The sequence below is a fragment of the Ruegeria sp. HKCCA4812 genome (assembly GCF_013034245.1).
Classification (GTDB): domain Bacteria; phylum Pseudomonadota; class Alphaproteobacteria; order Rhodobacterales; family Rhodobacteraceae; genus Ruegeria.
Genome location: NZ_WQFQ01000006.1, coordinates 64,313 through 88,989, shown reverse-complemented (window position 1 = coordinate 88,989; position 24,677 = coordinate 64,313). Strand labels below are relative to the sequence as shown.

At 56.1% G+C, this 24,677-nt stretch carries 20 protein-coding genes and 1 pseudogene; 11 read left to right on the top strand and 10 right to left on the bottom strand.

The window, feature by feature from the left end; all coding sequences use genetic code 11:
* The first annotated feature begins 2 nt into the window (after positions 1 to 2).
* The 3 genes from GOW04_RS16215 to GOW04_RS16205 all read left to right on the top strand — a co-directional run bounded on the left by GOW04_RS16215 (position 3) and on the right by GOW04_RS16205 (position 3,684).
* Complete coding sequence (locus GOW04_RS16215) at positions 3 to 1,667, top strand: sulfatase-like hydrolase/transferase (protein ID WP_171233250.1); 1,665 nt, start codon at positions 3 to 5, stop codon at positions 1,665 to 1,667.
* 143 nt (positions 1,668 to 1,810) lie between these two features.
* On the top strand, positions 1,811 to 2,920 hold the full coding sequence (locus GOW04_RS16210; protein ID WP_171233249.1) for an HlyD family secretion protein: 1,110 nt from the start codon (positions 1,811 to 1,813) through the stop codon (positions 2,918 to 2,920).
* 17 nt (positions 2,921 to 2,937) lie between these two features.
* Positions 2,938 to 3,684, top strand: coding sequence for an outer membrane protein (locus tag GOW04_RS16205; protein WP_254430181.1), 747 nt, complete (start codon positions 2,938 to 2,940; stop codon positions 3,682 to 3,684).
* Between the two features lie 256 nt (positions 3,685 to 3,940).
* Here the strand turns inward: GOW04_RS16205 and GOW04_RS16200 are convergent, their stop codons facing one another.
* From GOW04_RS16200 to GOW04_RS16180, 4 genes and pseudogenes are all read right to left on the bottom strand, one after another.
* Positions 3,941 to 5,011 carry a DUF2793 domain-containing protein gene (locus tag GOW04_RS16200; protein ID WP_171233248.1) on the bottom strand — a complete coding sequence of 357 codons (1,071 nt, stop codon included), beginning with the start codon at positions 5,009 to 5,011 and terminating at the stop codon, positions 3,941 to 3,943.
* 168 nt (positions 5,012 to 5,179) lie between these two features.
* Positions 5,180 to 6,595, bottom strand: a pseudogene (locus GOW04_RS16195) (mannose-1-phosphate guanylyltransferase/mannose-6-phosphate isomerase).
* 63 nt (positions 6,596 to 6,658) lie between these two features.
* The gene (gene galU / locus GOW04_RS16185; RefSeq protein ID WP_171233246.1) at positions 6,659 to 7,552 is read right to left on the bottom strand and encodes a UTP--glucose-1-phosphate uridylyltransferase GalU; all 894 of its coding nucleotides are present in this window, start codon (positions 7,550 to 7,552) and stop codon (positions 6,659 to 6,661) included.
* A gap of 663 nt (positions 7,553 to 8,215) precedes the next feature.
* Positions 8,216 to 9,457 carry a lytic murein transglycosylase gene (locus GOW04_RS16180; protein ID WP_171233245.1) on the bottom strand — a complete coding sequence of 414 codons (1,242 nt, stop codon included), beginning with the start codon at positions 9,455 to 9,457 and terminating at the stop codon, positions 8,216 to 8,218.
* A gap of 194 nt (positions 9,458 to 9,651) precedes the next feature.
* On the opposite strand from GOW04_RS16180, the gene GOW04_RS16175 reads away from it, so the two are divergent.
* From GOW04_RS16175 to GOW04_RS16150, 6 genes are read left to right on the top strand one after another with little or no spacing between them, the layout of a single operon-like run.
* Entirely contained in the window at positions 9,652 to 10,596 is a 945-nt protein-coding gene (locus tag GOW04_RS16175) for a cytochrome ubiquinol oxidase subunit II (protein ID WP_254430180.1), read from the top strand.
* Positions 10,593 to 12,683 carry a cbb3-type cytochrome c oxidase subunit I gene (locus GOW04_RS16170; protein WP_171233244.1) on the top strand — a complete coding sequence of 697 codons (2,091 nt, stop codon included), beginning with the start codon at positions 10,593 to 10,595 and terminating at the stop codon, positions 12,681 to 12,683. The genes GOW04_RS16175 and GOW04_RS16170 overlap by 4 nt, the downstream gene beginning before the upstream one ends.
* Positions 12,680 to 13,312, top strand: a complete 633-nt coding sequence (locus tag GOW04_RS16165) for a cytochrome c oxidase subunit 3 (RefSeq protein ID WP_171233243.1) — start codon at positions 12,680 to 12,682, stop codon at positions 13,310 to 13,312. The genes GOW04_RS16170 and GOW04_RS16165 overlap by 4 nt, the downstream gene beginning before the upstream one ends.
* Entirely contained in the window at positions 13,305 to 13,631 is a 327-nt protein-coding gene (locus GOW04_RS16160) for a cytochrome o ubiquinol/quinol oxidase subunit IV (protein ID WP_253286170.1), read from the top strand. Before GOW04_RS16165 ends, GOW04_RS16160 begins: the two co-directional genes overlap by 8 nt.
* A gap of 34 nt (positions 13,632 to 13,665) precedes the next feature.
* Positions 13,666 to 14,649 (top strand): HlyD family secretion protein, encoded by a 984-nt coding sequence (locus GOW04_RS16155; RefSeq protein WP_171233242.1) that lies wholly within the window; start codon positions 13,666 to 13,668, stop codon positions 14,647 to 14,649.
* The gene (locus GOW04_RS16150; RefSeq protein WP_171233241.1) at positions 14,646 to 16,169 is read left to right on the top strand and encodes a DHA2 family efflux MFS transporter permease subunit; all 1,524 of its coding nucleotides are present in this window, start codon (positions 14,646 to 14,648) and stop codon (positions 16,167 to 16,169) included. The genes GOW04_RS16155 and GOW04_RS16150 overlap by 4 nt, the downstream gene beginning before the upstream one ends.
* On the opposite strand, the gene crcB is transcribed toward GOW04_RS16150, so the two are convergent.
* Positions 16,166 to 16,528 carry a fluoride efflux transporter CrcB gene (gene crcB, locus GOW04_RS16145; RefSeq protein WP_152460498.1) on the bottom strand — a complete coding sequence of 121 codons (363 nt, stop codon included), beginning with the start codon at positions 16,526 to 16,528 and terminating at the stop codon, positions 16,166 to 16,168. The two genes, GOW04_RS16150 and crcB, sit on opposite strands and share 4 nt — an antisense overlap.
* Positions 16,525 to 16,893 carry a CrcB family protein gene (locus GOW04_RS16140; RefSeq protein ID WP_152460497.1) on the bottom strand — a complete coding sequence of 123 codons (369 nt, stop codon included), beginning with the start codon at positions 16,891 to 16,893 and terminating at the stop codon, positions 16,525 to 16,527. The genes crcB and GOW04_RS16140 overlap by 4 nt, the downstream gene beginning before the upstream one ends.
* A gap of 249 nt (positions 16,894 to 17,142) precedes the next feature.
* Between GOW04_RS16140 and GOW04_RS16135 the strand changes: the two genes are divergently transcribed.
* The gene (locus GOW04_RS16135) at positions 17,143 to 18,723 is read left to right on the top strand and encodes an FMN-binding glutamate synthase family protein (protein WP_171233240.1); all 1,581 of its coding nucleotides are present in this window, start codon (positions 17,143 to 17,145) and stop codon (positions 18,721 to 18,723) included.
* Between the two features lie 86 nt (positions 18,724 to 18,809).
* Here the strand turns inward: GOW04_RS16135 and GOW04_RS16130 are convergent, their stop codons facing one another.
* From GOW04_RS16130 to GOW04_RS16115, 4 genes are read right to left on the bottom strand one after another with little or no spacing between them, the layout of a single operon-like run.
* Entirely contained in the window at positions 18,810 to 19,466 is a 657-nt protein-coding gene (locus GOW04_RS16130; protein WP_171233239.1) for an ABC-type transport auxiliary lipoprotein family protein, read from the bottom strand.
* The gene (locus GOW04_RS16125) at positions 19,463 to 20,779 is read right to left on the bottom strand and encodes an MlaD family protein (protein ID WP_171233238.1); all 1,317 of its coding nucleotides are present in this window, start codon (positions 20,777 to 20,779) and stop codon (positions 19,463 to 19,465) included. Before GOW04_RS16125 ends, GOW04_RS16130 begins: the two co-directional genes overlap by 4 nt.
* 5 nt (positions 20,780 to 20,784) lie before the next feature.
* Entirely contained in the window at positions 20,785 to 21,600 is an 816-nt protein-coding gene (locus tag GOW04_RS16120) for an ABC transporter ATP-binding protein (RefSeq protein WP_171229443.1), read from the bottom strand.
* A gap of 1 nt (position 21,601) precedes the next feature.
* Positions 21,602 to 22,726 (bottom strand): MlaE family lipid ABC transporter permease subunit, encoded by a 1,125-nt coding sequence (locus GOW04_RS16115; protein WP_171233237.1) that lies wholly within the window; start codon positions 22,724 to 22,726, stop codon positions 21,602 to 21,604.
* A 261-nt stretch (positions 22,727 to 22,987) separates the two neighbouring features.
* Between GOW04_RS16115 and GOW04_RS16110 the strand changes: the two genes are divergently transcribed.
* Positions 22,988 to 24,520, top strand: coding sequence for an alkaline phosphatase family protein (locus GOW04_RS16110; protein WP_171233351.1), 1,533 nt, complete (start codon positions 22,988 to 22,990; stop codon positions 24,518 to 24,520).
* The last annotated feature ends 157 nt before the right edge of the window (positions 24,521 to 24,677 follow it).

Here is a 24,677-nt window from a genome sequence, read left to right as displayed (position 1 = left end):
AAATGGATATCAAGTTGTTTTTGCTGGGTTCTCTGGCGATCAGCGCACCTGCCTACGCGCAGGATGCACCCATTGCGCATGATTCCGAATTTTATATCCTTCAGGCCCAGAACAGGGATGCCTGGGAACAGGACGATACAGCCGTTGATCAGGCTCTCGCGGCATTTCGAGACGAGAACGGTGGCAACCCCCCGAACATCATCAGTATTCTGGTCGATGACATCGGTTTTGGGGATATGGGTATCCCAGAATTGAACGCGGTACGCGGCATCAGCACCCCAAACATCAACGATTTTTCTGACGAAGCGATGCGCATGGTGCGCATGTATACCGAGCCATCCTGCACCCCGACACGTGTGGCCCAGACGACCGGTCGTCTGCCGGTTCGGATCGGAATGGGTGATACGACCGTCGACATCGCTGGTTTCGGTTTGCCCGGAGAGGAAGTGACGCTTGCCGAGGTATTGAAGGCCGAAGGATATGCAACCTCGCATGTCGGGAAGTGGCACATGGGTGACATTGCCGAGAGCTGGGCAATGAACCAGGGGTTCGACTATGCGCAGCACGCCGTTCATCAACAGGGCCAGTTGACGATTTTCAATGACGATGCAATCCGCGAGCAGGTTTCGGTTGGTATCGCAGATTTTGTCGACGATTACACGATCGACGACTGGTTCCGCCCCGATGCATCGGCCATGGCCACGGTGATCGAAGGAAATGCCGGCGGACCTGTTCGTGAGATCCGAATGGAGCCGGGTGAGCGTTGGAACGCAGCCAAATATGATGAGATGAACCAAGCTTTTCAGGAAAAAACCCTGAGTGAACTGGAACGCTTGGCCGGCGGTACTGAGCCTTTCTTCCTACAGTATTGGCCGATGATCCCGCTGGACAACACGCGGGCCGGGCGTGACGGGCCGGAAAGTGTCAATGGAGGTCTGTACGCCGACAAACTGCAAGAGCTGGACACGTATTTGGGCGAAATCTTTACGCGCATGGACGAGCTTGGCGTGGCAGAAAATACGATTGTCGTGTTGATGGGCGACAACGGCCACTTCACCAAGTATTCACCGGCATCCGGTTTTACGCCAATGGTCTTTCGCGGAGGCAAAGGCGATACGACCGAGGGCGGGGTTCGCGTGGACGCTTTCATAAGGTGGCCGGGTCTGATTGAACCAGACAGCATGATCAACAACATTATTCATGTGTCTGATCTTTATACGACGCTGGCTAGATTCGGCGGCGCGGTTCAGCATATTCCCCGAGACCGGTTGATTGATGGCGTGGATCAATCAGCCTCGATCCTGTTTCAAGATGAAAGCAAAGGTCGGCGTGATCACGTGATCATCTATTCGGTGAGTACCCCAAAGGCGGTCGTCAAGGACAAGCTGAAGCTCAACCTGCCCGGGCCGGGTCAAAACGCGATCATTGCAGATTTCTTTGATGTGATGCGCGACACGCATGAAAAGTACCCGGTTTCGACCGAAGTTGGTGCTTGGGGCGGGCAGGAGTTCGTCCGCATTCTGGGACGCCACATGGCGAGAAAAGAGCTTTTCCCCGACACTGGCCCCGCCACAGGTATGCCGTATGAAGGAATTGAAAACCTGCGGCCGGAAACGCAACAGGCAGTCGAGGCTTTCATGGTCAAACGATCTGCGGCGCAACAATGAAACAAGGCCGCGCGCGTCAACAGAAATGCGCGGCCGCGAAATCGACACGCAAAAAGGAAAAGCGTTGGCGTACTTCTTAGCCGCATCCGAAACAAATATTGCGCCCCGCTGGTATCAGCAGCTCTGCGCAATGGAGTAAACATATGCTTATTGTCTTAGGTCTCTATTTCGGAGTGATCTGGGTGGTGTTTTCCAAGCTGGGGCTGCTTCCATGGAACCGGTTCTGGAAATCTGTCGTCTATGGGGGTGCCGCAATCATTGCTCTGGTTGTAATCGGTGCCCTCAATCACACCACACCGACAGGGCCTGTTTCGGTGCAAGGCGTTGCTACCAACATTGCCCCCAATGTGTCAGGTACTGTTGTTGACGTTTCGGTTCGCCCCAACGAGCGGGTTGCGAAAGGGGATCCGCTGTTCCGGATTGACGATACACCCTTTCGGATCGAAGTCGCCCGGCTGACAGCCAGTCTTGAAACTGCGCGTTCTGCGGCAGATCAGTTACAGTCCGACCTGGCAGCGGCGGAAGCCGACATTGAATCCCTCACCGCGCAATTGACCTTTGGCGTCCAGCGTCGTGACGACATTGTCGATCTTGAGAAGCGGGGGGCATCGACGACCTTCCAGTTGCAGGAAGCCGTGTCTGCCATCGATCAATTGTCCGCAAGCCTGCGCGCGGCCGAGGCGCGCAAAGCCGGTCTGGAGCGGCGGATTGCCGCCAAGATCGACGGCATTGATGCCGGCGTGGTCGAGGCTGAGCAGGCTTTGGCGCAGGCCCTTTGGAATCTGGAACAAACAGTCGTGCGCGCGCCGGAAGACGGCTTTGTCACCGCCGTTTCTCTGCGTCCCGGAAATCGTGTATCTATCGCACAGGGGGCGATCTCTTTTGTTGTCCCCGATGATCGCCATCTGATCGCAAGTTTGCCCCAATCAAGTCGCATGAACGTTTCCGTCGGCGACCAGATCCGCCTTGCGCTGCGAATCCAGCCGGGCGGCGAAATACCTGGGACCGTCATATCGTTGCCCGTAGGAACGGCAGAGGGCGTTGTTGACTCGCGCACGGGCCTTCCTTCACTGCGCGATCTGGCTGGCGTGTCCAGCTATCCGGTGCTGATCGAAGTTCCGGACCAGATCAATATCGAAGATTTTCCATTCGGGACTTCTGGCACGGCACTGGTAATTACGGACAAGGCGGGCGCAATCGGTGTGTTGGCTGAAATCCTGTTTTGGATCACCAAAAAGCTGAATTACATCTGAAATATTGGAGGGACGAGATGAAAACAGAACTGGCAATAAGAGGCGCGGGTTTGGCCTTGGTTGCGGCGTTTGGCACAACCGCTTCCGCGCAGCAAAGCGATTGGTCCTATGAAGCGACGATTTACCTTTTCATGCCTGAAACGGAAACGTCTATCGAAACCCCGTCAGGGACATTGGACGGCACGTTGAGTTTTTCTGACGCTCTGAGCAACCTGGATTTCGCCTTTATGGGCGCGTTTGCGGCATCCAATGGGCGTTGGAGCCTGCTTGCTGACTACAATTATACAAATCTATCCTTCAGCAACAGTGGTGCCGGTCCGTCTGGATCCACTCTCGACACATCATTCACCACCCAGTTCCTAAGTGGGTACGTGGCCTATCGGGTCTATGAAGATCCTTCCGTTCAACTGGACATTGCCGGTGGTTTCAGATGGTTCAGTACCGAAACCAATTTCACACTAACGTCCGCTTCGGCACCTGGGCGCACGACCGTTGTTGACGACGATTGGGTAGACCCGGTCATTGGCGCAAGAATACGTTACGTTTTTTCCGACAAATGGACGGGAACCGGGTTCGTTGATTATGGCGGCTTCCGCAGTGACAGCGAAACGTGGCAGGTTCTTTTGACGGCGGATTATGCCATCAATGACAGATGGGTGATCCGCGGCGGATATCGCTATATCGCCTTCGACCATGAGATCGGCGGCAATGATTTCGAGTTCCATCAGTCCGGGCCGGTGATCGGGGCGACCTACCGGTTCTGATTGATTGAAAACGAATACTGTTTTGGGATTCGACTTAGCACGAGACGTCAGTCGGGGGGGCGTGCATGTTAGGTGTGTGCAAACCTCTTTTTAGGCGTTGTTTGCCGCGTTTCGCGAGCAGGGGTTCCAGCAACCATCCTGCTTTTCGGCGTGATGAAGGGCTGCAAACCCGGTGGCGCGGGTAAACGCGGAACGGGTCTCAACCGATCTGCGGTCGGATTGGCCGCCTGTTCCGGTATCCAGGCGGCCCTGCCTGTCAGAACCAGCGACCAATTGCTGTGACGGATGGCGCCAAGGCTGCCGCATCCGAGATCGCCGAGAAGACAATGAATGTCGATTGGGACGACGAAGGTGTATCAAACCCGGTAAATCGGGTTGCAACGCCTCCGGTGCCGTTCAGGTTCGGGGGCGTCGAAAAGTCAGCCGGAAAATCCCAGGTTATTGGGCCGCTTTTGAAAAGAGCACCCTCAGCAGTCGTACACGCCACGGGCGCAAGCGTGGCCGTACAGATCTGAGTGCCGTCGGCAAACCGCACATAATCTCCGTTGGCGTTGCTGCCGCGCTCAATGACAGCGCCGGTCGGAACACCTGCGTTTTCCGCCACTGTTCCAAGAAGGTTTCCAGGGCCGTATCCGTAGTCGGCGCGCATCAGTCGGCCCGAAGTCGTATCGCTGGCATCGGCCTGAACAGCTGCCCCCGACACGGTTCCGGCTACGGGATCAAAGGTCATCGCTTCAGTCCAGTTGCCTCCGTCAGGAGACACTTTGATGGAAAATCCGGTTGTACCAGACAGTCCCATTTCCGCGTGACCCGTCCAGTTCGATTGGAACAACAGCGACGCGGTATCACCTGCGCTGGCTTTGTTGATCTTCAGCTGATGCCCGCCGCCTTCGTGGCTCAGCAAGGTCGCCGGGCTGCGAACGGACAAACGGTTCGTACTGTCTGAATTGGTCGCAACCCCGACTCCGTCCAGGTTCTGAGTGCTGACAGGCAGGGGGGCCCAGGCTGTTCCTGTCCAGAATTTCAGATCTCCGGCCGCTTCATCCCAGGCGCGCCAGCCAATGTCGGGGGTAACGAAATGCCAGGCGTTGTCCAGCCAGGCGGCAAGTTCACCGGCATGTCCTGCCCAGTCCCCGGTCGGGTTGGCTCCAAGAGCATGAACTTCGCCTTGCGCGGGAACAACAGGAGGTGTCCCGGAATCCGTTGACCGTACCGAGAGTTGCACGACCAGATCGAGCCGTCTCAGGGCTTCGTTGTGGGTAACGTGTTTTTGCGCTTGTGCCGGTTGCAGCAAGGGCAGGTTCAATCGGGGGGATGTTTGTGACACGGGGGGTCCTCCTGTGGCGTCGGTCCGAAGCTTCGGTTGCGCGCTACCCTGCCGCAAAGCGCGTCAATCCTGTCTGACCGGGCCGACCGCTCAGGGAAGATTTTGGTAATATTCTGATGTCTGCGGGAACCCGCCGATGGGTGTTCCCGTGCAGACAATGCCCGAGAATCAATCTCGGGCGTAGATGTCGTCGTATCGGATTATGTCGTCTTCACCCAGATAGGTGCCAGTCTGAACTTCGATCAAAACCATGGGAACTTTCCCAGGGTTTTCCATTCGGTGTGTCGCTCCCAGTGGGATATAGACGGATTGGTTTTCGGTTACCAAACGTTCCTGATCATCGATGGTGACCTTGGCCGTGCCTTCAACCACGATCCAATGCTCGGAACGATGATGGTGAGATTGCAGGCTGAGCGACGCGCCAGGATGCACATGGATGCGTTTGACCTGAAACCTGTCTCCGATCACAAGGCTTTCGAACCAGCCCCACGGACGATGATCCACCGGCAGGGATTCTGCCTGCTTCGCCCCCTTGGCCTTCAGCGCTGCAACGGCCTGTTTCACGTCCTGGGCCTTGTCCATGCTCGCGACCAGAACCGCATCGGGCATCGCAATGGCGATTACGTTTTCAAGACCCATTGCCACGACTTCCTGCGCCGGCGACTCGGACCGTATCAGTGCATTGCGGCAGTCGATTGCCGTTACTTCTCCGTTGGTCGCCACACCGTCTTCATCGGGGTTCGACAACTCTTGAACCGCGGTCCAGCTTCCGACATCGGACCAGCCAGCGGAATAAGGCACCACGCTCAGGTTCAGGGCCTTTTCCATCACTGCATAGTCTATCGAAATGTCGTCCACACCCGCCCATGCCGCCGGGTCCAGTCGAAGAAAGCCCAAATCCGTTTTTGCTTCGGAAACGGACTTTTGAACTGGCGGGATCAGTTCGCTCGCGTGCTGTTCAAAAGCTGCCAGGATATCGCGAACTGCAAACAGGAAGATCCCCGAGTTCCAAAGATAGCTGCCATCCGACAGCATCGCCTCGGCCGTTTTCCGGTCAGGTTTTTCCACAAAACGATCCAATGGGACAGCCTCATGGGTCGTATCCGGCGGATGGCGGAGTTTGAGATAGCCGTATCCGGTTTCCGGGTGCGTCGGAGTGATGCCGAAAGTTACCAGATCGCGCCGTTCACTTATTGCCCGTACGCCTTCGGCAACGGCTTGATGAAAGGCGTCCATGTCCGGAACCACGTGATCAGACGGCGCCACCAGCATGATGCCATCGGAATCTCGCGCCGCCAGATACAAGGCTGCGGCAAGAACAGCGGGGGCGGTGTTTCGACCTTCGAGCTCGATCAGAATTGGCCCGGGGTCAATTCCGACGGCCATCAATTGTTCCGGGACAATAAAGCGAAAAGCCTCGTTGGTCAGAACAAGTGGCTTTGCTTACGGTGCCTGAGAAGGACCGAGCATCCGTTCCGCGCAATTCTGCAACAGGCTTGTTTCGCCGACCAGAGGAACGAATTGCTTGGGATAGCTTTTGCGTGACAGGGGCCACAAACGTGTTCCCGAGCCTCCGCAAAGAATGACGGGTTAGACTGTACTGGTCACGCACGTGCCTTGTTTTTAGTCAAGTAAAACAATCTGTGACTACTGAGCAGCTTTCCCCGTGGCGACAATGTCATTCAGATATTGGCTCAGATCATCGCGCAGGTCTTCGCGGGCAAGAGCAAAAGCAACGGTGGCTTGCAAAAAGCCTGATTTTGAACCGCAATCAAAACGCTGACCATCGAATTTATAACCGTAGGCCGGCACTCCGGCGGCAATGTCCTGGGCGATGGCGTCGGTCAGCTGGATTTCGCCGCCGCTTCCGGTTTTTTTTGCGTTGAGGTTGTTCAAAACGGACGGCCGAAGCACATACCGGCCGATGACCGCCAGATTGGATGGTGCCTCTGATGGGTCAGGCTTTTCAACCATGCCTCTGGTGGGGACGACAGACCCGATATTGTCGCCAACATCGAGCACGCCGTAAGAGCTTGTCTTTTCCCTCGGAACTTCCATCGCTGCGACCATATTGCCACCGGTTTCTTCGTAGGCCTCGATCATCTGTTGCAGACAGGGTTTGTCGGCGGCGATGACATCGTCAGGCAGCATGACGGCAAATGGTTCGTCGCCGATCAGCCGCCGGGCGCACCAGACCGCGTGTCCCAGCCCCAGAGCTTTGTGCTGGCGGATATAAGCGATCGCGCCGCTTTCCATATTCGTTTTGTTCAGCACGTCCAGAAGCTTGTTTTTGCCTTTGGCTTTCAGCTCCTGCTCCAGCACCAGGTTGTGGTCGAAATAATCTTCCAGCGCGGATTTGCCGCGTGACGTTACAAAAATAAACTCCTTGATCCCGGCGGCACGGGCCTCGTCAATTGCGTATTGCACCAATGGACGATCCACCAGAGTCATGATCTCTTTCGGAACGGATTTGGTTGCTGGCAAAAAACGCGTTCCCATGCCCGCTACTGGAAAAACCGCTTTGGTAACTTTGCGTGTCATGGTGCCTCTCAATTATCAAGTTTTGCCAGCAGAGCAGAAAATGTCCGGAATGTCCTCATAGGCTGCAATACCCTGTCAATCAATGATGCCTGATGGATCAGGCTGCTATCAGTCAAATCGTGCCACCTTGCCAAGGAGGAGTCAAAAGCCCGGTCTGATGCGGTATCAATACAATCTTTATGTACGACGCGCTTGGATCATTGGCTGACTGCACAGTATAGAGTGGGACACATCACCACCGGTCCATCTCGAAAAAATTCGTAGGCTTGTTCTTCGCGGCTTGTCTTGCAGCTCATGGAGTTCCCTGAACCGACCCGACCGGGTTGCCGCGCCGCGTATCACATTATTTTTGCGTGGTTTTCCCACCCGGAAAACCGCAACCCGCCCAATGCAGCCCACAACCCTCATTTTCGGAAGCAAGGGGCCCGAAGGACATACCGCGTCAAAGGGTGTAGCCGGACAGAGTATCTTCCTTGGCAAAAGGGCAGCTGACCGCCTTGTTCAACGCATCCGGGTTTTTTGATTTGCCCTTTCAAATTCTGTTCTCGAATGGGCAACAATTGTCACGTGGTTCCATAGATAGGTTCTGGAAACGCCTGATTGTTGCACATTGGATCGATGAGCAGGCCGGATGTCAGAGTCGGCTGAACATCTTGGTTTGCCTCACGGGGCCAGGCTTGTTTTCATCAGCGCATCCGGAAAGCAGGTCTGTTCGATGCCCAGGGTTTCTTGCCATCGACCTATCGAACGACGCGTTTTGAAACCCGGCAGTCCATCGACTCCTCCGACATCATGTCCTTTTTGTTCCAGCGCTTGCTGCATCTTGGCAATATCGGATCTGTACAGCGCGCCGACCTTTCCCCAAGCGCCGCTGAAATCGCCGATTCCGTATTGAATACGGTCGCCAACATGGCCGACAAACAAGGCATACAGGTCGCTTTTGTTGTATTCCTTTAGAACGTAGAAGTTTGGCGTAACCAGAAAAGCCGGACCATGACGTCCTGCGGGCATCATCAGATACCCGTCACCACGCAGCTCATGGGCCGGAAAGGGTTTGCCCGAGACGCGACGTACACCCATCTCAACCCAGTCCTGAATAGGTCGCCCCTGATCGGGGCCTTCCAAAGCGCAAGAGACATTTTGGGGTACGACAACCTCGAACCCCCAGTCCCGTGCGGTGACCCAACCGTGCTTCATGAGGTAGTTTCCGATTGAAGCAATCGTATCTTCGGGTGACCCCCAAATATCAGCCGCCCCGTCGCCGTTGCCGTCGACAGCATAAGACAAGTAGTTGGACGGCATGAATTGAGGCTGACCCAAAGCGCCAGCCCAACTGCTTTTCATTTGCCGGGCGGGCTGGTGCCCTGCCTCTGCGATTTGCAGGGCGGCAACAAGTTCGGTTGTGAAATAGTCTGCACGGGTGCTCATGAAGGCCTTGGTCGACAGCACCCTGAAAGCATCATGCCGGATCGGAACCTGTCCGTATCCGCTCTCTCTTCCCCAGATCGCCAGAATAATGCGGGCAGGAACGCCGGTTTCGGCTTCGACCGCCGCCAGAGTTGCGGCATGGCGCCGTGCCATTTTACGTCCTGCTGATGTTGCGCCTTGCACCGACCCCGGATTGAAATAACGACCGGGTGAACCAAACTCGGCCTGTTTCTGAACCTTGGGAGTTATGCGCGCGCTTCCCGGTGGCACCAGATCCGGCAATTTCCAGTCAAGGGTCACGTCAGAGAAGGCTTGTTGCATCGTCTCGCGTGTCACACCTTTGGCCTTTGCCCGGGGCCAAACGGTTTCCTGCAACCACGACTGAAACTGGCGTTCGATCGCCGCACGATCCTGCGCCAACGAGGGCTGAAAGAGCAGGATCAACCCGAAGGAGAATACCAGAATACGCATCTTCATTTTGTCTGTCCCGGTTGGGATTGCAAGTCAATGGGAAGATACCGCGCATCCTTGGTTCTATATACCCGAAGTTGAATCGGGTTAGACTTGGGCAATTTGCGGTTTGAAAAACTCTTGAGAAAATTCACGCACTTGTCGATAGTCGAATGATATTTTGTTTGAGGAAAGGGCAGTCAGTTGTGGCACAAGTAAAAATGCCCAATCAAGTCCCTCGGCTCGCGATGGCGTTGATCCTGTTTGTGTCGATGCCGCAAATGGTTGCCGCCAGCGACAGTTTTATGGATCCGCAAGGACCTATTGCCGCCATCCAGAAAACGCATCTGCTGCGGGCGACCGCTTTGATCATGGTGGCTGTTATCCCTGTGCTGATACTGGTGCCGTTGATCGCGTTTCGTTATCGCCGCCGAAGGAACAGCCACGCAGCTTACCGACCGGATTGGGATTTTTCCGCGAAACTGGAATTCCTCATGTGGGGTGTGCCCGTTGTGATTGTGGCGCTCCTGTCGTTCTACCTTTGGAAGGCCACCCATCGGCTTGATCCGTACGCGTCGGCGTTTGGTGAAGATCCGGCCTTGCGCGTGCAGGTTGTCGGGCTGGATTGGAAGTGGCTGTTCATCTATCCCGATCTTGGTATCGCCAGTGTGGGCGAGTTCGGCATTCCCACCAAAAGGCAAGTGGCCATGACTCTGACCACCGATACCGTCATGCAATCCTTCATGATCCCTGCGCTGGCAGGCCAGATTTACGCGATGCCGGGAATGACCACGCAACTGCATCTGGTCGCGGACGTCCCCGAGGTCATGCAAGGCGAGAACACGCAGTACAACGGGCGGGGTTTTACCAAACAGAAATTTCGTACCGTTGCCATGCACAGTGATGAATTTGAAAGCTGGGCCCGGGAAGTGCGCGAAATTGGTATCCGACTGGACCCGGAAACGTATCAGATGCTTGCGATGCGGACAGACAGGGATGAGGTGCAGGCGGCGCTGGGCACCGACAAGATGCCAAAGGACGCGCTGTACTTCACGATGGAACAAGATTTGTTTCAAACGATCCTGCACCGCTATCACAGCGGCAAAGCGCTGCCGGTGGATCAACAGCCGGGAACGGCATCCTTCGGGCAGGAGGTGCAGCAATGACGCCGTCCTATTCAGGCTTCCTCGGCCGCCTCGACTGGGATGCGCTTCCGATCACAGGATTGATCCAGAACCCGAACGCGAATGAGATCGTTGCCAACGCCGCCGCCGCAATCGTCTTGGTTGGCGTTTTCGTCGTGGTCGGCCTGCTCAGCTGGTTTCGGTTGTGGACGCCCCTTTGGCGCGATTGGCTGACCAGTGTTGATCACAAGAAGATAGGGATCATGTATGTCGTCTTTGCCATCGTCATGCTGGCGCGCGGCGTGTTGGAAGGCGTTGTCATGCGCGCGCAGCAGGCCGCCGGCCCGGGCGATGGGTTCCTGGAAGCCGAACATTTCGCCGAGCTGTTCAGCACCCATGGCACGATCATGATTTTCTTTGTCGCGGTGCCCTTTGTCTTTGGCATCGCGAACTATGTCGTCCCGCTGATGATCGGGGCGCGGGATGTGGCGTTCCCACGCTTGAACCAGATCAGTCTGGGCCTGACGGTGTCCTCGGGCATGATGCTTATGGTTTCGCTGGTCGTGGGGCGGTTCTCGACCGGCGGCTGGACGGCGTACCCACCTTATACCGGGGCCGCCTTCAATCCCGGCGTTGGGCCGGACTACTGGATCTGGGCGATCGTTGTTTCGGGCGTCGGCACGACGCTTACCGGTATCAATTTTGCCGTTACGATCTACAAGATGCGCGCGCCGGGCATGACCTTCATGCGGCTGCCGATGTATTGCTGGACCATCATATGCAGTTCGATCCTGATCGTCTTTGCCATGCCGCCGTTGGGCGTCGCGGCGCTTTTGCTGGCTGCGGACCGCTATTTGGACTTCCACTTTTTCACCAATGACCTCGGCGGCAATATGATGAACTACGCCAATCTGTTCTGGCTGTTCGGCCACCCCGAGGTTTACCTGCTGGTTCTGCCCGCTTACGGCATCTACTCCGAAGTTTTTGCGACTTTTTCGGCCAAGAGGCTCTACGGCTACAACTCGCTCGTCATCGCTACGATGTCGATCGCGGTTCTGTCGTTTACCGTCTGGCTGCACCACTTCTTCACCATGGGGCAGAGCGCCCTGATCAACGCCGTTTTTGGCATCGCAACCATGCTGATCGCCATCCCCACCGGTGTAAAAGTCTATGACTGGATGGCGACTTTGTGGCGGGGGCGCATCCGATTCTCGGTGCCGATGCTGTATGGATTGGCATTTTTGATGTTGTTTGTGATTGGTGGCCTGAGTGGGGTGATCCTGGCCAATCCGACCGTGGATTATCAGGTGCACAATACATTGTTCCTGGTGGCCCACTTCCACAACGTACTGTTGCCGGGTGTGCTGTTTGGGCTGTTGGCCGCCTATAACTACTGGTTTCCAAAGGCTTTCGGCTTTCGCCTGAACGAATTCTGGGGCCGTGTAACCGTCGCCCTCTGGACCTTAGGGTTTTTGCTGACCTTCATGCCGCTTTATTTCGTCGGGCTGATGGGGATGCCGCGCCGTTCTTTCAGCTATGATGACCCATCTTTCCATCCCTTCATGATGGTGGCGATCGTCGGGGCGCTGGTGATTACCTGCGCGTTGCTCTCGGTTCTGATCCAACTTTGGGTCAGCATCCGCGACCGCGAAAAGACCCGCGTTCCCGTTGGAGATCCATGGGATGGGCGGACGTTGGAATGGTCTATCCCGTCGCCGCCGCCGCCGTACAACTTTGCGATCATCCCAACCGTTACGGACCGGGATGATTTTGCGGCAGCAAAGGAAAAGGGGGCAGCCTACCCAACGCCCGACGCCTATGAAGATATCGATTTGCCGCGCAATACAGGCATTGGTTTCGTTCTGTGTGTCATGAGTGGTATCTGGATGTTCGCGCTGGTCTGGTGGATCTGGTGGTTAGCTGCATTGATGACGGTTCTGATGATCCTGGCGGTGATCGTCTGGACGTTCGACGACAGTACCGAGCTGACCATACCGGCGGAAGAAGTGCGCAAGGATCACGAAGCCTGGCTCGCACTGGTTCACGGTGAAAAGGCGGTGGATCGCGATTTCGAGACGTCTCCGGAAAATCGCGGCCTCGCCCGCCCTGATCTGGAGGCGGTGACATGAAGCGCGCGCCCACCCACAGCTATCCGGGTATCAACCTGGGGGAACGTCACGCGAGTGCTCACAAGGCGACCGAAGTCGTCACCTTCGGGTTCTGGGTCTTTTTGATGAGCGACCTGGTCTATTTCGGCCTGATGTTTGCGATTTACATCACGATGATCGATGCACAGGCCGGTGGTCCCGGCCCGCACGAGCTGTTTGATCTCAAAAGCGTCTTTGCGCAGACGCTCATCCTGTTGACAAGCAGCCTGACGGTTGGCCTTGCCATGCTGGCGCTGAAATACAATCTGCCGCGCGCTCGCATTGTCTTGTGGTTTGGCGTCACGCTTTTTCTGGGCATCAGCTTCCTGGTGCTTGAGGTGCGTGATTTCATTGCCATGGCGGAACAAGGTGGCATTCCGCAGCGCAGCGGTTTCTTGTCGGCCTTCTTCGGACTTGTTCCGCTGCATGGTCTGCACGTCGCCGCAGGGTGCCTGTGGCTGATCGTTCTGGGTATTCAGCTGCGCGTGAAAGGGATGACGGACGTCATTATCTCGCGTGTGGTGCGGTTGGCACTGTTCTGGCATTTTCTGGACCTGATCTGGATCGGGATCATCACCATCGTTTATTTCGGAGGTCTGACCTATGGATAAACGCTCTGAAATGCACCGTCGCGAGCGTCGGCGCTATTTGATCGGATACGGTGGTTCGCTGCTGTTGACTTTTGCGACCTTCGGCGTGGCCCATCTGTTTGGGATCGAAACCCCCGGTGTTTACCTGACAATTGGATTGCTGGGTCTGGCCCAACTTGTTCTGCAACTTGTATATTTCCTGCACATCGATCGCCGGCGCAGCAGCCGCGAAGACCTGCATCTGGTTCTGTTTTCCACGATGGTTCTGTTGATCATGATTTTTGGAACGGTCTGGGTGCTGGGCAATCTGGCAATACGAATGCACATGCATGTGATGTGATGCTCATGGGTCGTGCGCAGAAAGGGATACGAAAATGAAGCCACTCAAAATCGCAGCCGTGGCTTTGATACTTGCAGCAATTGCAGTCGGTCTTGTTCTGTTCTGGAGGCACGAAGAGCGCTACCCGTCCACTCAGGATGCATATCTGGGCGCGAACATCATTTATGTCGCTGCGCAGGTGACAGGGCAGGTGGCCGATGTACATGTGATAGAAAACCAGCCCGTGAAAAACGGCGATCTGCTTTTCACGATCGACGACACTCAATTCAAGGCTTCGGTGGATGCAGCCAAAGCCAATCTGGACAGTGCGATACAACAGGCCAAATCCTATTCCACACAGATTGCGGCGGCTGAGGCTTCGGTGGACAGCGCCCAATCGGCCTACGATAATGCATTGAAGAGTTTTGAACGTGCGAAAGCCCTGTTCGCATCAGGCGATGTCGCACAGGCATCGCTGGATCAGACGGCCTCGGATTTCGCCCAAGCCTCTGCTAGGTTGACGACGAGCCAGTCCAGCCTTTTGGCACTGAAAAGTGGGTTGCAGGCGAAACAGGATGATATCCTGTCTGCGCGGGCACAGCTTGAAATAGCGGAAACCAACCTTGCCTGGACCAATATCCATGCCGCGGCCGACGGATGGATCGCCAATCTGACCCTTCGCCCCGGATCCTCGGTGTCCGCCAATGCCCCGCAATTTTCGATTGTCGAATCGTCCGATTGGTGGGTGGACGCGAACTTCAAAGAAACCGCATTGACGCGCATTCGTCCGGGGCAGCCAGTCACGATACGTGTCGATATGCTCCCTGGGACGACGCTTACAGGTAAGGTGGCGTCAATCGGGCGAGGGTCCGGGGACACGTTTTCTTTGTTGCCCTCGGAAAACGCGAGCGGGAATTGGGTTAAGGTCACCCGGCGATTTCCGGTTCGGATCGAGCTTGACCCGACCGATGCGCCCTTGCGTGTCGGAGGCAGCAGCAAAGTTGTCGTAGATACAACAGGTCCGGTGGACGGCAAATGACCCCTGCGGCGTCCGGCCATGTGAACATGGTGATCGTGATCGCCGTTGTTCTCAGCGCCATTCTGGAAGTCTTGGACAGTACGATTGTCAATGTGGCGTTGCCGCATATCCAGGCCGCATTCGGGGCGACGACCGATCAGGCGACATGGATTCTGACCAGCTATATCGTTTCCGCGGTGGTCATCATGCCGATGACAGGGTTCGTCGCCCGACGCGTGGGCCGACGACGGTTGATCCTGACGGCGGTGACTGGTTTTGCCGTCATGTCGATGATGTGCGGCATGTCCTGGAGCCTTGAGGTCATCGTTGCCTTTCGGCTGGCTCAGGGTATGTTTGGCGCTTTCCTGATCCCTTTGTCCCAGTCCATTCTGTTCGATGCCTTCCCGCGGGAAAAGCGCGGACAGGCAATGGCCATCTTCGGTCTGGGCGTCGTGGTAGCGCCGGTTCTGGGGCCAACGGTCGGTGCAATCCTGACCGAGTATTTTTCCTGGCGGATGGTCTTCTTTGTCAACGTTCCCGTGGCGGCCCTTGCGCTGCTTCTGTTGGCCGGAGAATTGCCGGAGGACAAAACCGAGGACGTTCAGATCGATTGGAAAGGCCTTGCTCTGCTGGCTCTTGGAATCGGGTGCCTTCAATTCGTTCTGGATCAAGGCGAGACACTGGACTGGATGTCGTCCCGCGTCATCCAGGTGGCCGTGATCGCAGCAGTTATCGGGGCGTTTGGATTCATTTTTCACGCGTTAACCTCTCGCAATTCGGTTGTGGACCTGCGTCTGTTCGCAGACCGAAACTTTGCCCTGTGCAATCTGATCATCGCGGGTTTTGCCGTGTCTCTGTTTGGGGGCATCGCGATTTTGCCGACGCTTGTTCAAAGCCTGCTGGATTTCCCTGTCATCGCGTCGGGCCATCTGTTCATTCCGCGTGGCCTGACCGCCGGGCTGTCCATGGTTCTGACCGGCGCAGTTCTGGTAAACCGCTTTGATCCGCGCCTGCTGGCGGGCATCGGTCTGTTGCTGACGGCGATCGGGAATTTCATGATGGGTGCCATCAACCTCAATGCCGGTTTTTGGGAGCTCGCTTGGCCGGGGGCCATCAGCGGCCTCGGGATGGGTCTTGTGTTCGTGCCGATGTCGATACTGGCTTTCGAGAGCATCAGTAAAGGCCGGCAGGACGAAGCCTCTGGTCTGTTCAACGTGACAAGGCAATTGGGATCGTCGGTTGGCATCTCGCTGGTCGGCACCTGGGTTGTACGCGGGTTGCAGACCAATACGGCGGTGCTCAGCCAGAATGTGACGCCCTACAACCCCGCAGCGCAGGCGTATCTGAGCCCGCTTGGCATTGCGCCGGACAGCGCTGAAGGTGCTGCCATTCTGGGCCATGAAATCACGAAGCAGGCCGAGATGATTTCCTATTTGACCGTGTTCAACAATCTGGGTCTACTTGCCTTGGCCACTATTCCATTGCTTTTCTTTTGTCGCGCTCCGAAGCCCGGGTCACATGTTGCCGCTCATGTGCATTAGCGCGTCAAGGTCAGCCCAAGCCACAGGGCGAACCAGCACAGCGCCAGGCTGATCAGGATATTGCCAGCTGCCAGAACCAGAGTCCGCTCGCGCCGAAGTTCAAGAGACTGATAGGCAAAGCTGGAAAACGTGGTGAACCCGCCGCAGAATCCAAAGACCAGCCGTCTTTGATCCTCGGGGATGTCGACAGGGCCGCCCAGATAGCCGATCCAGATCCCCAGCAGCAGGCTGCCCAGTACATTTACGATCAACGTTGAAAAGGGCAAATCGTGCCGCACTTTCAAAGCCAGCCAATGACGCAGGACCGCCCCCAGGCCTCCGCCCAGTCCGAACATCGCATGCAGATAGAGGTCATTCATGACGGTGACCTCTCGGAATGAAAATGGTTGCCCAGCTTCTCTCCGACCAGGGCAGCGCCAATGCCGAAAGCGATTTCCAACCCGACAGCAAGCGGCACGGCCCAAAGATCACTTTCGGCAATACGTTCCAGATCAGCTACGAAAGACGAAAAGGTGGACAACCCACCACAAAATCCGACCGCGCCCAGATGCAGCACATGCGCGTGCACCTTGTGGCGTATTGAATACAGCCACCCCAAGACGAAACAGGCCGCCACGTTGATGCCGAAGGTCGACGTGAGGAAACTGAGGCCGGGGATTTCCAGCGCGAAAACTTCGCGCAACAACGATCCCAGCGCCCCTCCGGCAAAGACGGCGAGAAACATAAGGCTCTTTCGGTCGCGCCGGTGTTGGGAATGCGTCTTTGTCAAGTGAATGCCTGTCGTCTTCTGGTATGCGTGGCATATCCACTGGCGACACCCTGTTCAACTGTTGAGCCACCGTAACGCGTTTTCACGTTTTCGTCTTTGGGCGGATAAATTCCCTCGAAAGCTTGCAATTAAAAATCAATCTGTTTCACGTTGAGTGCAGTTGGAACGCGCAACTGCCGGTCGGAACCACGAGGAGACAGGAACATGATTGTACGCAGGATCTACTATTTTCTGAGCTATGTCTGCCTGCCGCTCGTGTTGCTGTTGGGGTTCTTCTGGCCGCCCGTACATTGGCTTTTGGTCATCCTGGTGCCCTACGCGGTCATCGGCCTTTATGATGTTTTGACTACCAAGCACAATGTTCTGAACAACTATCCGGTTCTGGGGCATTTCCGGTACATGCTTGAATTCGTCAGCCCGGAAATTCGACAGTATTTCGTTGAAACCAACGAAAGCGGCCGACCTTACAACCGGATCGTACGCGGGCTGGTCTATTCCCGCGCCAAGGGCCAGATGGATACGCAGGCCTTCGGAACGCAATACGACATAAACGAGGTTGGATATCACCGCGCAAATCATTCGCTTGCGCCCAAACATGTGGACAAAAGCGAAGATCGCGTCATGTTGGGCGGGCCACAATGCACGAAGCCGTACAGCGCCTCGCGTCTCAATGTTTCTGCCATGAGCTTCGGCGCGCTGAGCGCCAACACCATCCGCGCGCTGAACGGCGGGGCAAAGGACGGAGGCTTTGCCCATAATACCGGTGAAGGCGGGTTGTCTCCTCACCATCTGGTCGAAGGCGGCGACATCATCTGGCAGATTGGGACGGGCTATTTTGGATGTCGAACGCCGGAAGGCGGGTTTGACAAGGACAAGTTTGCCGAAAGGGCCACAAAGGATGTGGTCAAGGCAATCGAAATCAAATTGTCCCAAGGTGCCAAGCCTGCGCATGGGGGCGTTCTTCCCGCTGCCAAGGTCGATGCCGAAATTGCCGAAATCCGCGGGGTGCCCGAGCATCAGGATGTGATTTCCCCCCCAACTCACAGTGCCTTTGAAGGGCCTTCGGGGTTGATGCATTTTGTTCAGCATCTGCGCGAAATGTCCGGCGGCAAACCTGTCGGCTTCAAATTGTGTATTGGCAACCCGTCCGAGTTCATGTCGATCTGCAAGGCCATGCTCGAGACAGGGATTTTGCCGGACTTCATCACCATCGATGGATCAGAAGGGGGTACAGGCGCGGCCCCGGTCGAGTTCACCAACCGTCTGGGCATGCCCCTGAACGAGGCGCTTATTTTTGTAAACAATTGCCTGCGTGGCGTAGGGCTGCGCGACAAGATCCGGATCATTTGTGCGGGCAAAGTGGCGACCGGATACGACATGGTCGAGAAATTCGCGCTTGGTGCGGATATGTGCAATGCGGCACGGGCGATGATGTTTGCGGTGGGCTGCATTCAGGCCTTGCATTGCAACACTAACCGTTGCCCGTCCGGGGTCGCCACCCAGGATCCAGTTCGCGGGCGGGCGGTGAACATCCCGCAAAAGCGGCGGCGCGTTCACCGGTATCACGACGCAACACTGGAAAGTTTCCGCGAACTCTTGGGTGCGATGGGAAAGGAAAAAGTGTCCGAGCTGCATCCGCGCGACATTTTGCGGCGCACGGCGGACGAGCATGAGCGCACCTATGGCGAGCTTTACACCTATCTGGAGGATGGTGCGCTGCTGGCAGATGTGGTTCCCGAGGAATTCGCGGCGGATTGGGAACGCGCTTCGGCATCTCGTTTCTGAGACCCGATCCGTTACTAGCAACCGTTCACCCAGAACAGGCGTGGGCGAACTGCGCCCGCGCTCACCGTTTCGACATGTGGATTAACTCAACTGGGGTTCGATCTGGGATTGTTGGCCACATGCGAGTTGATCCTGCGAATGCTCCATTCAACAGAATCCCGCATCGCGCGCCCCAAGGCCAAATCAAACGCTTTGATCAAATCTGATGTCTGGTCGCTTGCGGCAACGACATTTTCCTGAAACGAATTCGAAGCGATGATCTTGTCGTCGTATTCATCGATGACCTTGATGTTCATGCGCACTTCGATACGGATTTTGTCTCCGTTCTCGGGATCCGCGACAACGATGCCCTGAAACTCGCGCAGGTCCGGTGCAATCACGTAATCAGCGCGCAATCCAACCGTTGATCGGCCAACGGCGGCGACTTTGCCAGAATTCTCAAAGCTTTCGATCAACAGCGTCTGAACGATCAGAGGTGCGCGATCCACCCATCGCGCCCGTGGCAAATACTGAACCTGAAACGGGGTGGGCTGAATGGCGATCTGATCCGTGTTCACCGCAGCGGTTGCAGTTGGTTCTTCAACAACGATCTGTTTCTGTATTCGCGGCAGCGCTGACGAAAACGTGCTTTTGGGTGTCAACAGATACAGATCGTTGGGTTTCGCGGCTTGTTTCAAAGTGCCCAACCCGGCACATCCACCGACCAATGCAAACGTCAGAATTGCAATTGCAGGCTTGATCATTGACGGAACTCCGATGCTTGGGTGCCCAGCAGAAACCGCGCAGGATCACGTTCGACCTTGTCCACCAGACGGTCGAGGCTGATTACCAGGCGTTGGGATTCTTCGACGAAGCGGATAAATTGCGGCAGACCCACGCGCAGGAAGTCTGACACCTGCCGGCGGTTGGTCTGCACGATGCCGTCAATTGTCCCCAGCAGCTCTGAGGCAGAGTTCGACGCGTTTAGGACATCGTCTGAAATCTGATCGATCTTACCGGTGATATTCGAGACTGTTTCGGTGACCTGGTTGGCCGCCTTCCGGATATCTTCCGCAACGGGCGCCACGTCTTCTTCCATGACGCGATTGGCTGATTCAAAGGCCGTTTCCGCCGAAGACAGCGCACCTTTGGCCGTGTCCATTGCAGATGTGATCGAACCAAGTGTCGTGTTGGCGTTCAAAACGGTCTCGTTCACGATCCCCAAAGTGACGCTGCCTTCATCCGACAAGAGGGTCAACCGTTCGGCCAGTTGCGACCCGCGCTCGATGAAAGGTCGAACGTCTTGCTGCAAGATGCGGTCTGCCGTTTCGATCGTCGTTTTCACTTCGTCCAGCGCAGCCCTGGCTGACTCGGACGCGGACTTGACAGAATTGAGCGTGTCCGTGCCGGTCTTGAGGGTCGTATCCGCCGTTTCGATCAAAGGGTCCAGACGTTTTGAAAATTCACCGATATCCTTGGCTGCACTGCCAATGTCGCTGGCCACGGATTCAAAGCTTGTCAATGTTTTGTCCAGCCGGCCGGTCGCAGAGGCAAGGTTGTCCAGAATGCTGCTCACGGCTTGCCGGTTCTTGTCGTCGACGACCTTGTTCAGGCTTTCCAGAAGTGTAACGGCCTCGTCCAGCACTTTTGGTGCGCCTTCAAACAATGACTGGATGGTGCTGCGCTTGCTTTTGATCACGCTGTCTTGCGGCAGCCTTTTGGCAGTAGGTGACCCACCGGTAAGTTCAACGTAACCGACGCCGGTAACACCCAGCGATTGAAGCTGGGCGATCGTTTCTTCGGTGATCGGAATATCTGCATCCACTTCTATTCGCACGCGAACCTTGGAGGGATCGTCCTCGTCCAGGTTCAGAGAGATCACCTGCCCAACAGGAAGGCCGTTGAAATTCACCCCGCCCGCCGCCGAAAGCCCCGAGACGTTATCGAACAATACATCGTAATAAGCGTATTGGCGGGTCACTTCGAATTTCGCCAACCACAGGAAAAAGCCGAAAACGCCCAACAGCCCCGCAAGGGTGAACGCGCCGATCAGGATGTAATTTGCTCTGGTTTCCATCGCCTTTACCTGTCCTGACCCTTCTGTTGCGCCGCGCGGGCGCGGGGCCCTGTGAAATATTCCTGCACCCAAGGATGATCCACTTTGGTCATATCCTCAATCGGACCTTCAACCAGCACGCGTTTTTCTGCAAGCACTGCAATTCGGTCACAGATGGCGTAAAGGCTGTCCAGATCATGGGTGACCATGAAAACAGTCAACCCAAGTGCCTGCTGCAATTCGCCGATCAGTTCATCATATGCAGCCGCGCCAATCGGGTCCAATCCGGCGGTCGGCTCATCCAGAAAAACGATTTCGGGATCAAGCGCCAGCGCCCGTGCCAGGGCGGCGCGCTTTCGCATGCCGCCCGACAGTTCCGATGGAAACTTGCCGCAACTCAGCTGGGGCAGACCCACAAGGCTGATCTTCAACGCACCCAGCGATTCCATCAGTTTTTCACTGATGCCCGTATGTTCTCGAAGTGGGGCCATCACGTTTTGCAATACGGTCAGCGATGAAAACAGCGCACCGTCCTGAAAGGCCACGCCCCAGCGGCGTTCGATCCTGCGGCGTTCCTCTTCGGGGCCGTTCAGGACATCCACTCCCAGCACTTCTATACTGCCAGCAGCAGGTTTGTTCAGACCCACAATTGTACGAAGCAAGACGGATTTTCCGGTTCCGGACCCGCCTACGATGCCCAGAACCTCGCCACGCCAGACATCAAGGTTCAGATCGTCATGAACCACCTGCGTTCCGAATTGGTTCCTGAGACCGCGAACGCTGATCACGGCGTCACGCCGCGATGTGGTCTGTTCCGTTTCGTGTTGCGTGCCGTCGTTCATGTCAGATTCCGATTTCGGAAAAGAAAATCGAAAACAATGCGTCGATTGCAATCACCATGAAAATGGATTGCACAACCGATGCGGTTGTACGCTGCCCCACACTCTGGGCCGACCCTTTGACCTGCAAGGCCTGCCAGCATGCTATGACCCCGATGACCAGCGCAAAGAACGGTGCCTTGATCAACCCAACTGCAAGTTGCCAGACGTCGGTGTTTTCCTTCAAACGGGTGACAAACATGCCCGGGCTTACGCCCAGATCGATCCAGCTCATCAGGGCGCCGCCGAACAGGCCGGCCATATCTGCGACAAAGCCAAGAATGGGCAGCATGATGAGCAACGCCAAAACACGTGGAATGACAAGAACCTCGATCGGGTCAAGGCCCAGCGTCCGCATGGCGTCTATCTCTTCCTGTACTTTCATCGAACCGATCGAGGCCGTGAATGCCGAACCTGAGCGGCCGGCAACAATAATCGCGGTCAGCAAAATTCCCAGCTCTCGCAGAATCGAGATCGAAATCAGTTCGACCACAAAGATCTCGGCCCCGAACTGTTTCAATTGTGTCGCACCCTGAAAGGCCAGCACGACACCGATCAGAAAACCCATCAGGGCCACGATGGGAAGGGCTTTGACCCCGGTTTCCTCCATATGAGTGACAAGGGCCGCTTTGCGCAGACGCCACGGCATGACCAGGGTCCGAAACAAGCGGTGCAGGGTAAGGCCCAGAAATTCGAGGATCGACAGGGTATCCTTCCAGGCTCCGAATGTGCCCTGACCCACATGAGCGACCCAGTCCAGAAAACCGCGAGGCTCCTCAAGCTTGCCGGGTTTGTCCGGGATGCTGCGTGTCACCGTGTCTATCAGTGTCGCATGTGCGGGTTTCACGCCTTGAAACTCCAGCGTGGCACCGTTTGACGTGAACCTCCGGCCTAGGTCCGCAACCAGCCAGGCCCCGCCCGTATCCAGTGCTTCTATGCCGGACAGATCAAAAACGACCTTGCCCCCACAAGGTTGGACCGCAGCAAAATCATGCTCCACGTTTTGCAGGGATTGTGTGAGCAACTCACCAGATATGCGCACTTGATTGCCGCTGGCGTCGCGCTCTGATGTGATCGTTGGCTGCGTCATGGTGCCATGTGAAGTAAAACATTCAATGCCTGCAATGACTTTGTGCCCATTGACCCGGTTTTTGCCGCAAAGGATGGCCTTGGCGTCACGCCGGACCATGAGCAGGAGCTAGCATAACTAGAGACATTTCCGTTACTTTTCGCGGCTCAAGTCAGGCCGGAAAAGAAAACGCAGGGCTGTTCGACTAATCGGTTGCGCGAAAAACGGAAGCGGGACACATTCCGCTGCGGAACCCTGGGTGCGGAATTCGGAGAAGTCGGTATGCATCACGCCAAGAACGTTCTGTTCATCATCATCGATCAATTGAGGGCAGATTGCCTGAACGGCGCTCTGGCCGAGCACGTGCAGCTACCGAACCTTCGGGCTTTCATGGACGAGGCGGTAAGTTTTACGCGCCACTTCTCTGTCACCAACCCCTGTGGGCCATCCCGCGCATCGATTTTGACCGGCCAATACGCGATGAACCACCGTTCCGTGCGAAATGGAACTCCGCTGCGTCATGACACGCCGAACATCGCCACGGAAATGCGAAAGGCGGGTTATATGCCGATGCTGTTCGGGTACACCGATACGTCTGCCGATCCCCGAGTCCATGATCCCAACGACCCCGTGCTCAAATCTTACGAACAATCGATGAACGGGTTCCTTGAAGTTGTCGAAATGCGCCTGGAAGAGTCATACCCCTGGCGATCATATTTGATGAAAAATGGCTATACGTTCGATACATATTGGGATGTCTACAAGCCTGTCTCACCGGATGGTCAAACGCCCAAGCTGAACGACCCGGCCATGTATCGGGCAGAACACAGCGACACAGCCTTCCTGACCGGTGCGTTTCTGGACGGGATTGCACCTCATCAAGGCGAGGGGTGGTTTGCTCATCTGACTTACATCCGTCCTCATCCACCTTTGGTTGCGCCTGCCCCGTATAACGACATGTACGATCCGGTGGAAATCCCTCTGCCGAAACGCCTTCCGAGCGAAGCCGCTGAAAAGGCGCTGCATCCGTTTTTCGGACCAAAGCTGGACGCCTATACGGCAGAAAAGTTCGTTCATGGCTTTGCTGACGTTGAGCCAACGGATGAAAACATTCGCACTTTGCGTGCCGTTTATCTGGGATTGGCGACCGAGGTCGATCACCATATCGGGCGCGTCGTTCAGTATCTCAAGGACAGCGGGCAATACGACGATACCATGCTGGTCATTACGGCTGATCATGGCGAAATGCTGGGCGACAGGCACAGCTGGGGCAAAATGACTGTGTACGACGCTGCCTATCACACACCGTTGATGATACGCCTTCCGGGGAACGAGGCCATGGCCGGCGCGAAAGTGACCGTTCCTACCGAGTCGATTGATGTCACGCCGACTATCCTTGATTGGATTGGGCAGACTGTCCCAAACGCCATGGATGGCAGGTCTTTGCTGCCCTTGTTGCACGGCGACGTTCCCGATGACTGGCGCAGCTATTCCTTCAGCGAGCTGGATTTCTCGGAACCCGAAGAACCTACGCTCTGGCAACGGCGGTTGGGAACGGGCAACAGTGATTCCTGTCTGGGAATATTGCGGGACGAACGGTTCACGTTGGTCGAGTTTGCAGCCGACCTGCCGCCGATCCTGTTTGATCACCAGGGACAGGGAGAATTCGAAAACCTTGCGGAAAACCCTGCGTTTGCGGCTGATCTTGCCCGGTTGGGCAGACAGATGCTGCGCCATCGGATGCGAAACATGGATCATACCTTGTCGTTGCACTCCATCACGTCCGAAGGCGCGAAGTCCCGTTCCAGATATTAGGATCACTGCACGCTTTCGCGCTCTTTTCAGTTGGATCAGGCAAGTTGCATGAGACGTTTTGTCGTGCATCAATTCCACTACCGGCGCATCAATTCTGATGGTACCCATGGGGCGTGGAGAAGACGAACCTGGACATCACCGAACAGCGCATAAAGGC

Excerpts from the sequence above, each read along its gene's own strand:
- GOW04_RS16150 (WP_171233241.1), top strand. The coding sequence starts at position 14,646 with ATGACCCCTGCGGCGTCCGGCCATGTGAACATGGTGATCGTGATCGCC.
- GOW04_RS16125 (WP_171233238.1), bottom strand. The coding sequence starts at position 20,779 with ATGGAAACCAGAGCAAATTACATCCTGATCGGCGCGTTCACCCTTGCG.
- crcB (WP_152460498.1), bottom strand. The coding sequence starts at position 16,528 with ATGAATGACCTCTATCTGCATGCGATGTTCGGACTGGGCGGAGGCCTG.
- GOW04_RS16170 (WP_171233244.1), top strand. The coding sequence starts at position 10,593 with ATGACGCCGTCCTATTCAGGCTTCCTCGGCCGCCTCGACTGGGATGCG.
- GOW04_RS16155 (WP_171233242.1), top strand. The coding sequence starts at position 13,666 with ATGAAGCCACTCAAAATCGCAGCCGTGGCTTTGATACTTGCAGCAATT.
- GOW04_RS16160 (WP_253286170.1), top strand. The coding sequence starts at position 13,305 with ATGGATAAACGCTCTGAAATGCACCGTCGCGAGCGTCGGCGCTATTTG.
- GOW04_RS16210 (WP_171233249.1), top strand. The coding sequence starts at position 1,811 with ATGCTTATTGTCTTAGGTCTCTATTTCGGAGTGATCTGGGTGGTGTTT.
- GOW04_RS16115 (WP_171233237.1), bottom strand. The coding sequence starts at position 22,726 with ATGACGCAGCCAACGATCACATCAGAGCGCGACGCCAGCGGCAATCAA.
- GOW04_RS16215 (WP_171233250.1), top strand. The coding sequence starts at position 3 with ATGGATATCAAGTTGTTTTTGCTGGGTTCTCTGGCGATCAGCGCACCT.
- galU (WP_171233246.1), bottom strand. The coding sequence starts at position 7,552 with ATGACACGCAAAGTTACCAAAGCGGTTTTTCCAGTAGCGGGCATGGGA.
- GOW04_RS16180 (WP_171233245.1), bottom strand. The coding sequence starts at position 9,457 with ATGAAGATGCGTATTCTGGTATTCTCCTTCGGGTTGATCCTGCTCTTT.
- GOW04_RS16110 (WP_171233351.1), top strand. The coding sequence starts at position 22,988 with ATGCATCACGCCAAGAACGTTCTGTTCATCATCATCGATCAATTGAGG.
- GOW04_RS16135 (WP_171233240.1), top strand. The coding sequence starts at position 17,143 with ATGATTGTACGCAGGATCTACTATTTTCTGAGCTATGTCTGCCTGCCG.
- GOW04_RS16205 (WP_254430181.1), top strand. The coding sequence starts at position 2,938 with ATGAAAACAGAACTGGCAATAAGAGGCGCGGGTTTGGCCTTGGTTGCG.
- GOW04_RS16130 (WP_171233239.1), bottom strand. The coding sequence starts at position 19,466 with ATGATCAAGCCTGCAATTGCAATTCTGACGTTTGCATTGGTCGGTGGA.
- GOW04_RS16175 (WP_254430180.1), top strand. The coding sequence starts at position 9,652 with ATGCCCAATCAAGTCCCTCGGCTCGCGATGGCGTTGATCCTGTTTGTG.
- GOW04_RS16140 (WP_152460497.1), bottom strand. The coding sequence starts at position 16,893 with ATGTTTCTCGCCGTCTTTGCCGGAGGGGCGCTGGGATCGTTGTTGCGC.
- GOW04_RS16120 (WP_171229443.1), bottom strand. The coding sequence starts at position 21,600 with ATGAACGACGGCACGCAACACGAAACGGAACAGACCACATCGCGGCGT.
- GOW04_RS16165 (WP_171233243.1), top strand. The coding sequence starts at position 12,680 with ATGAAGCGCGCGCCCACCCACAGCTATCCGGGTATCAACCTGGGGGAA.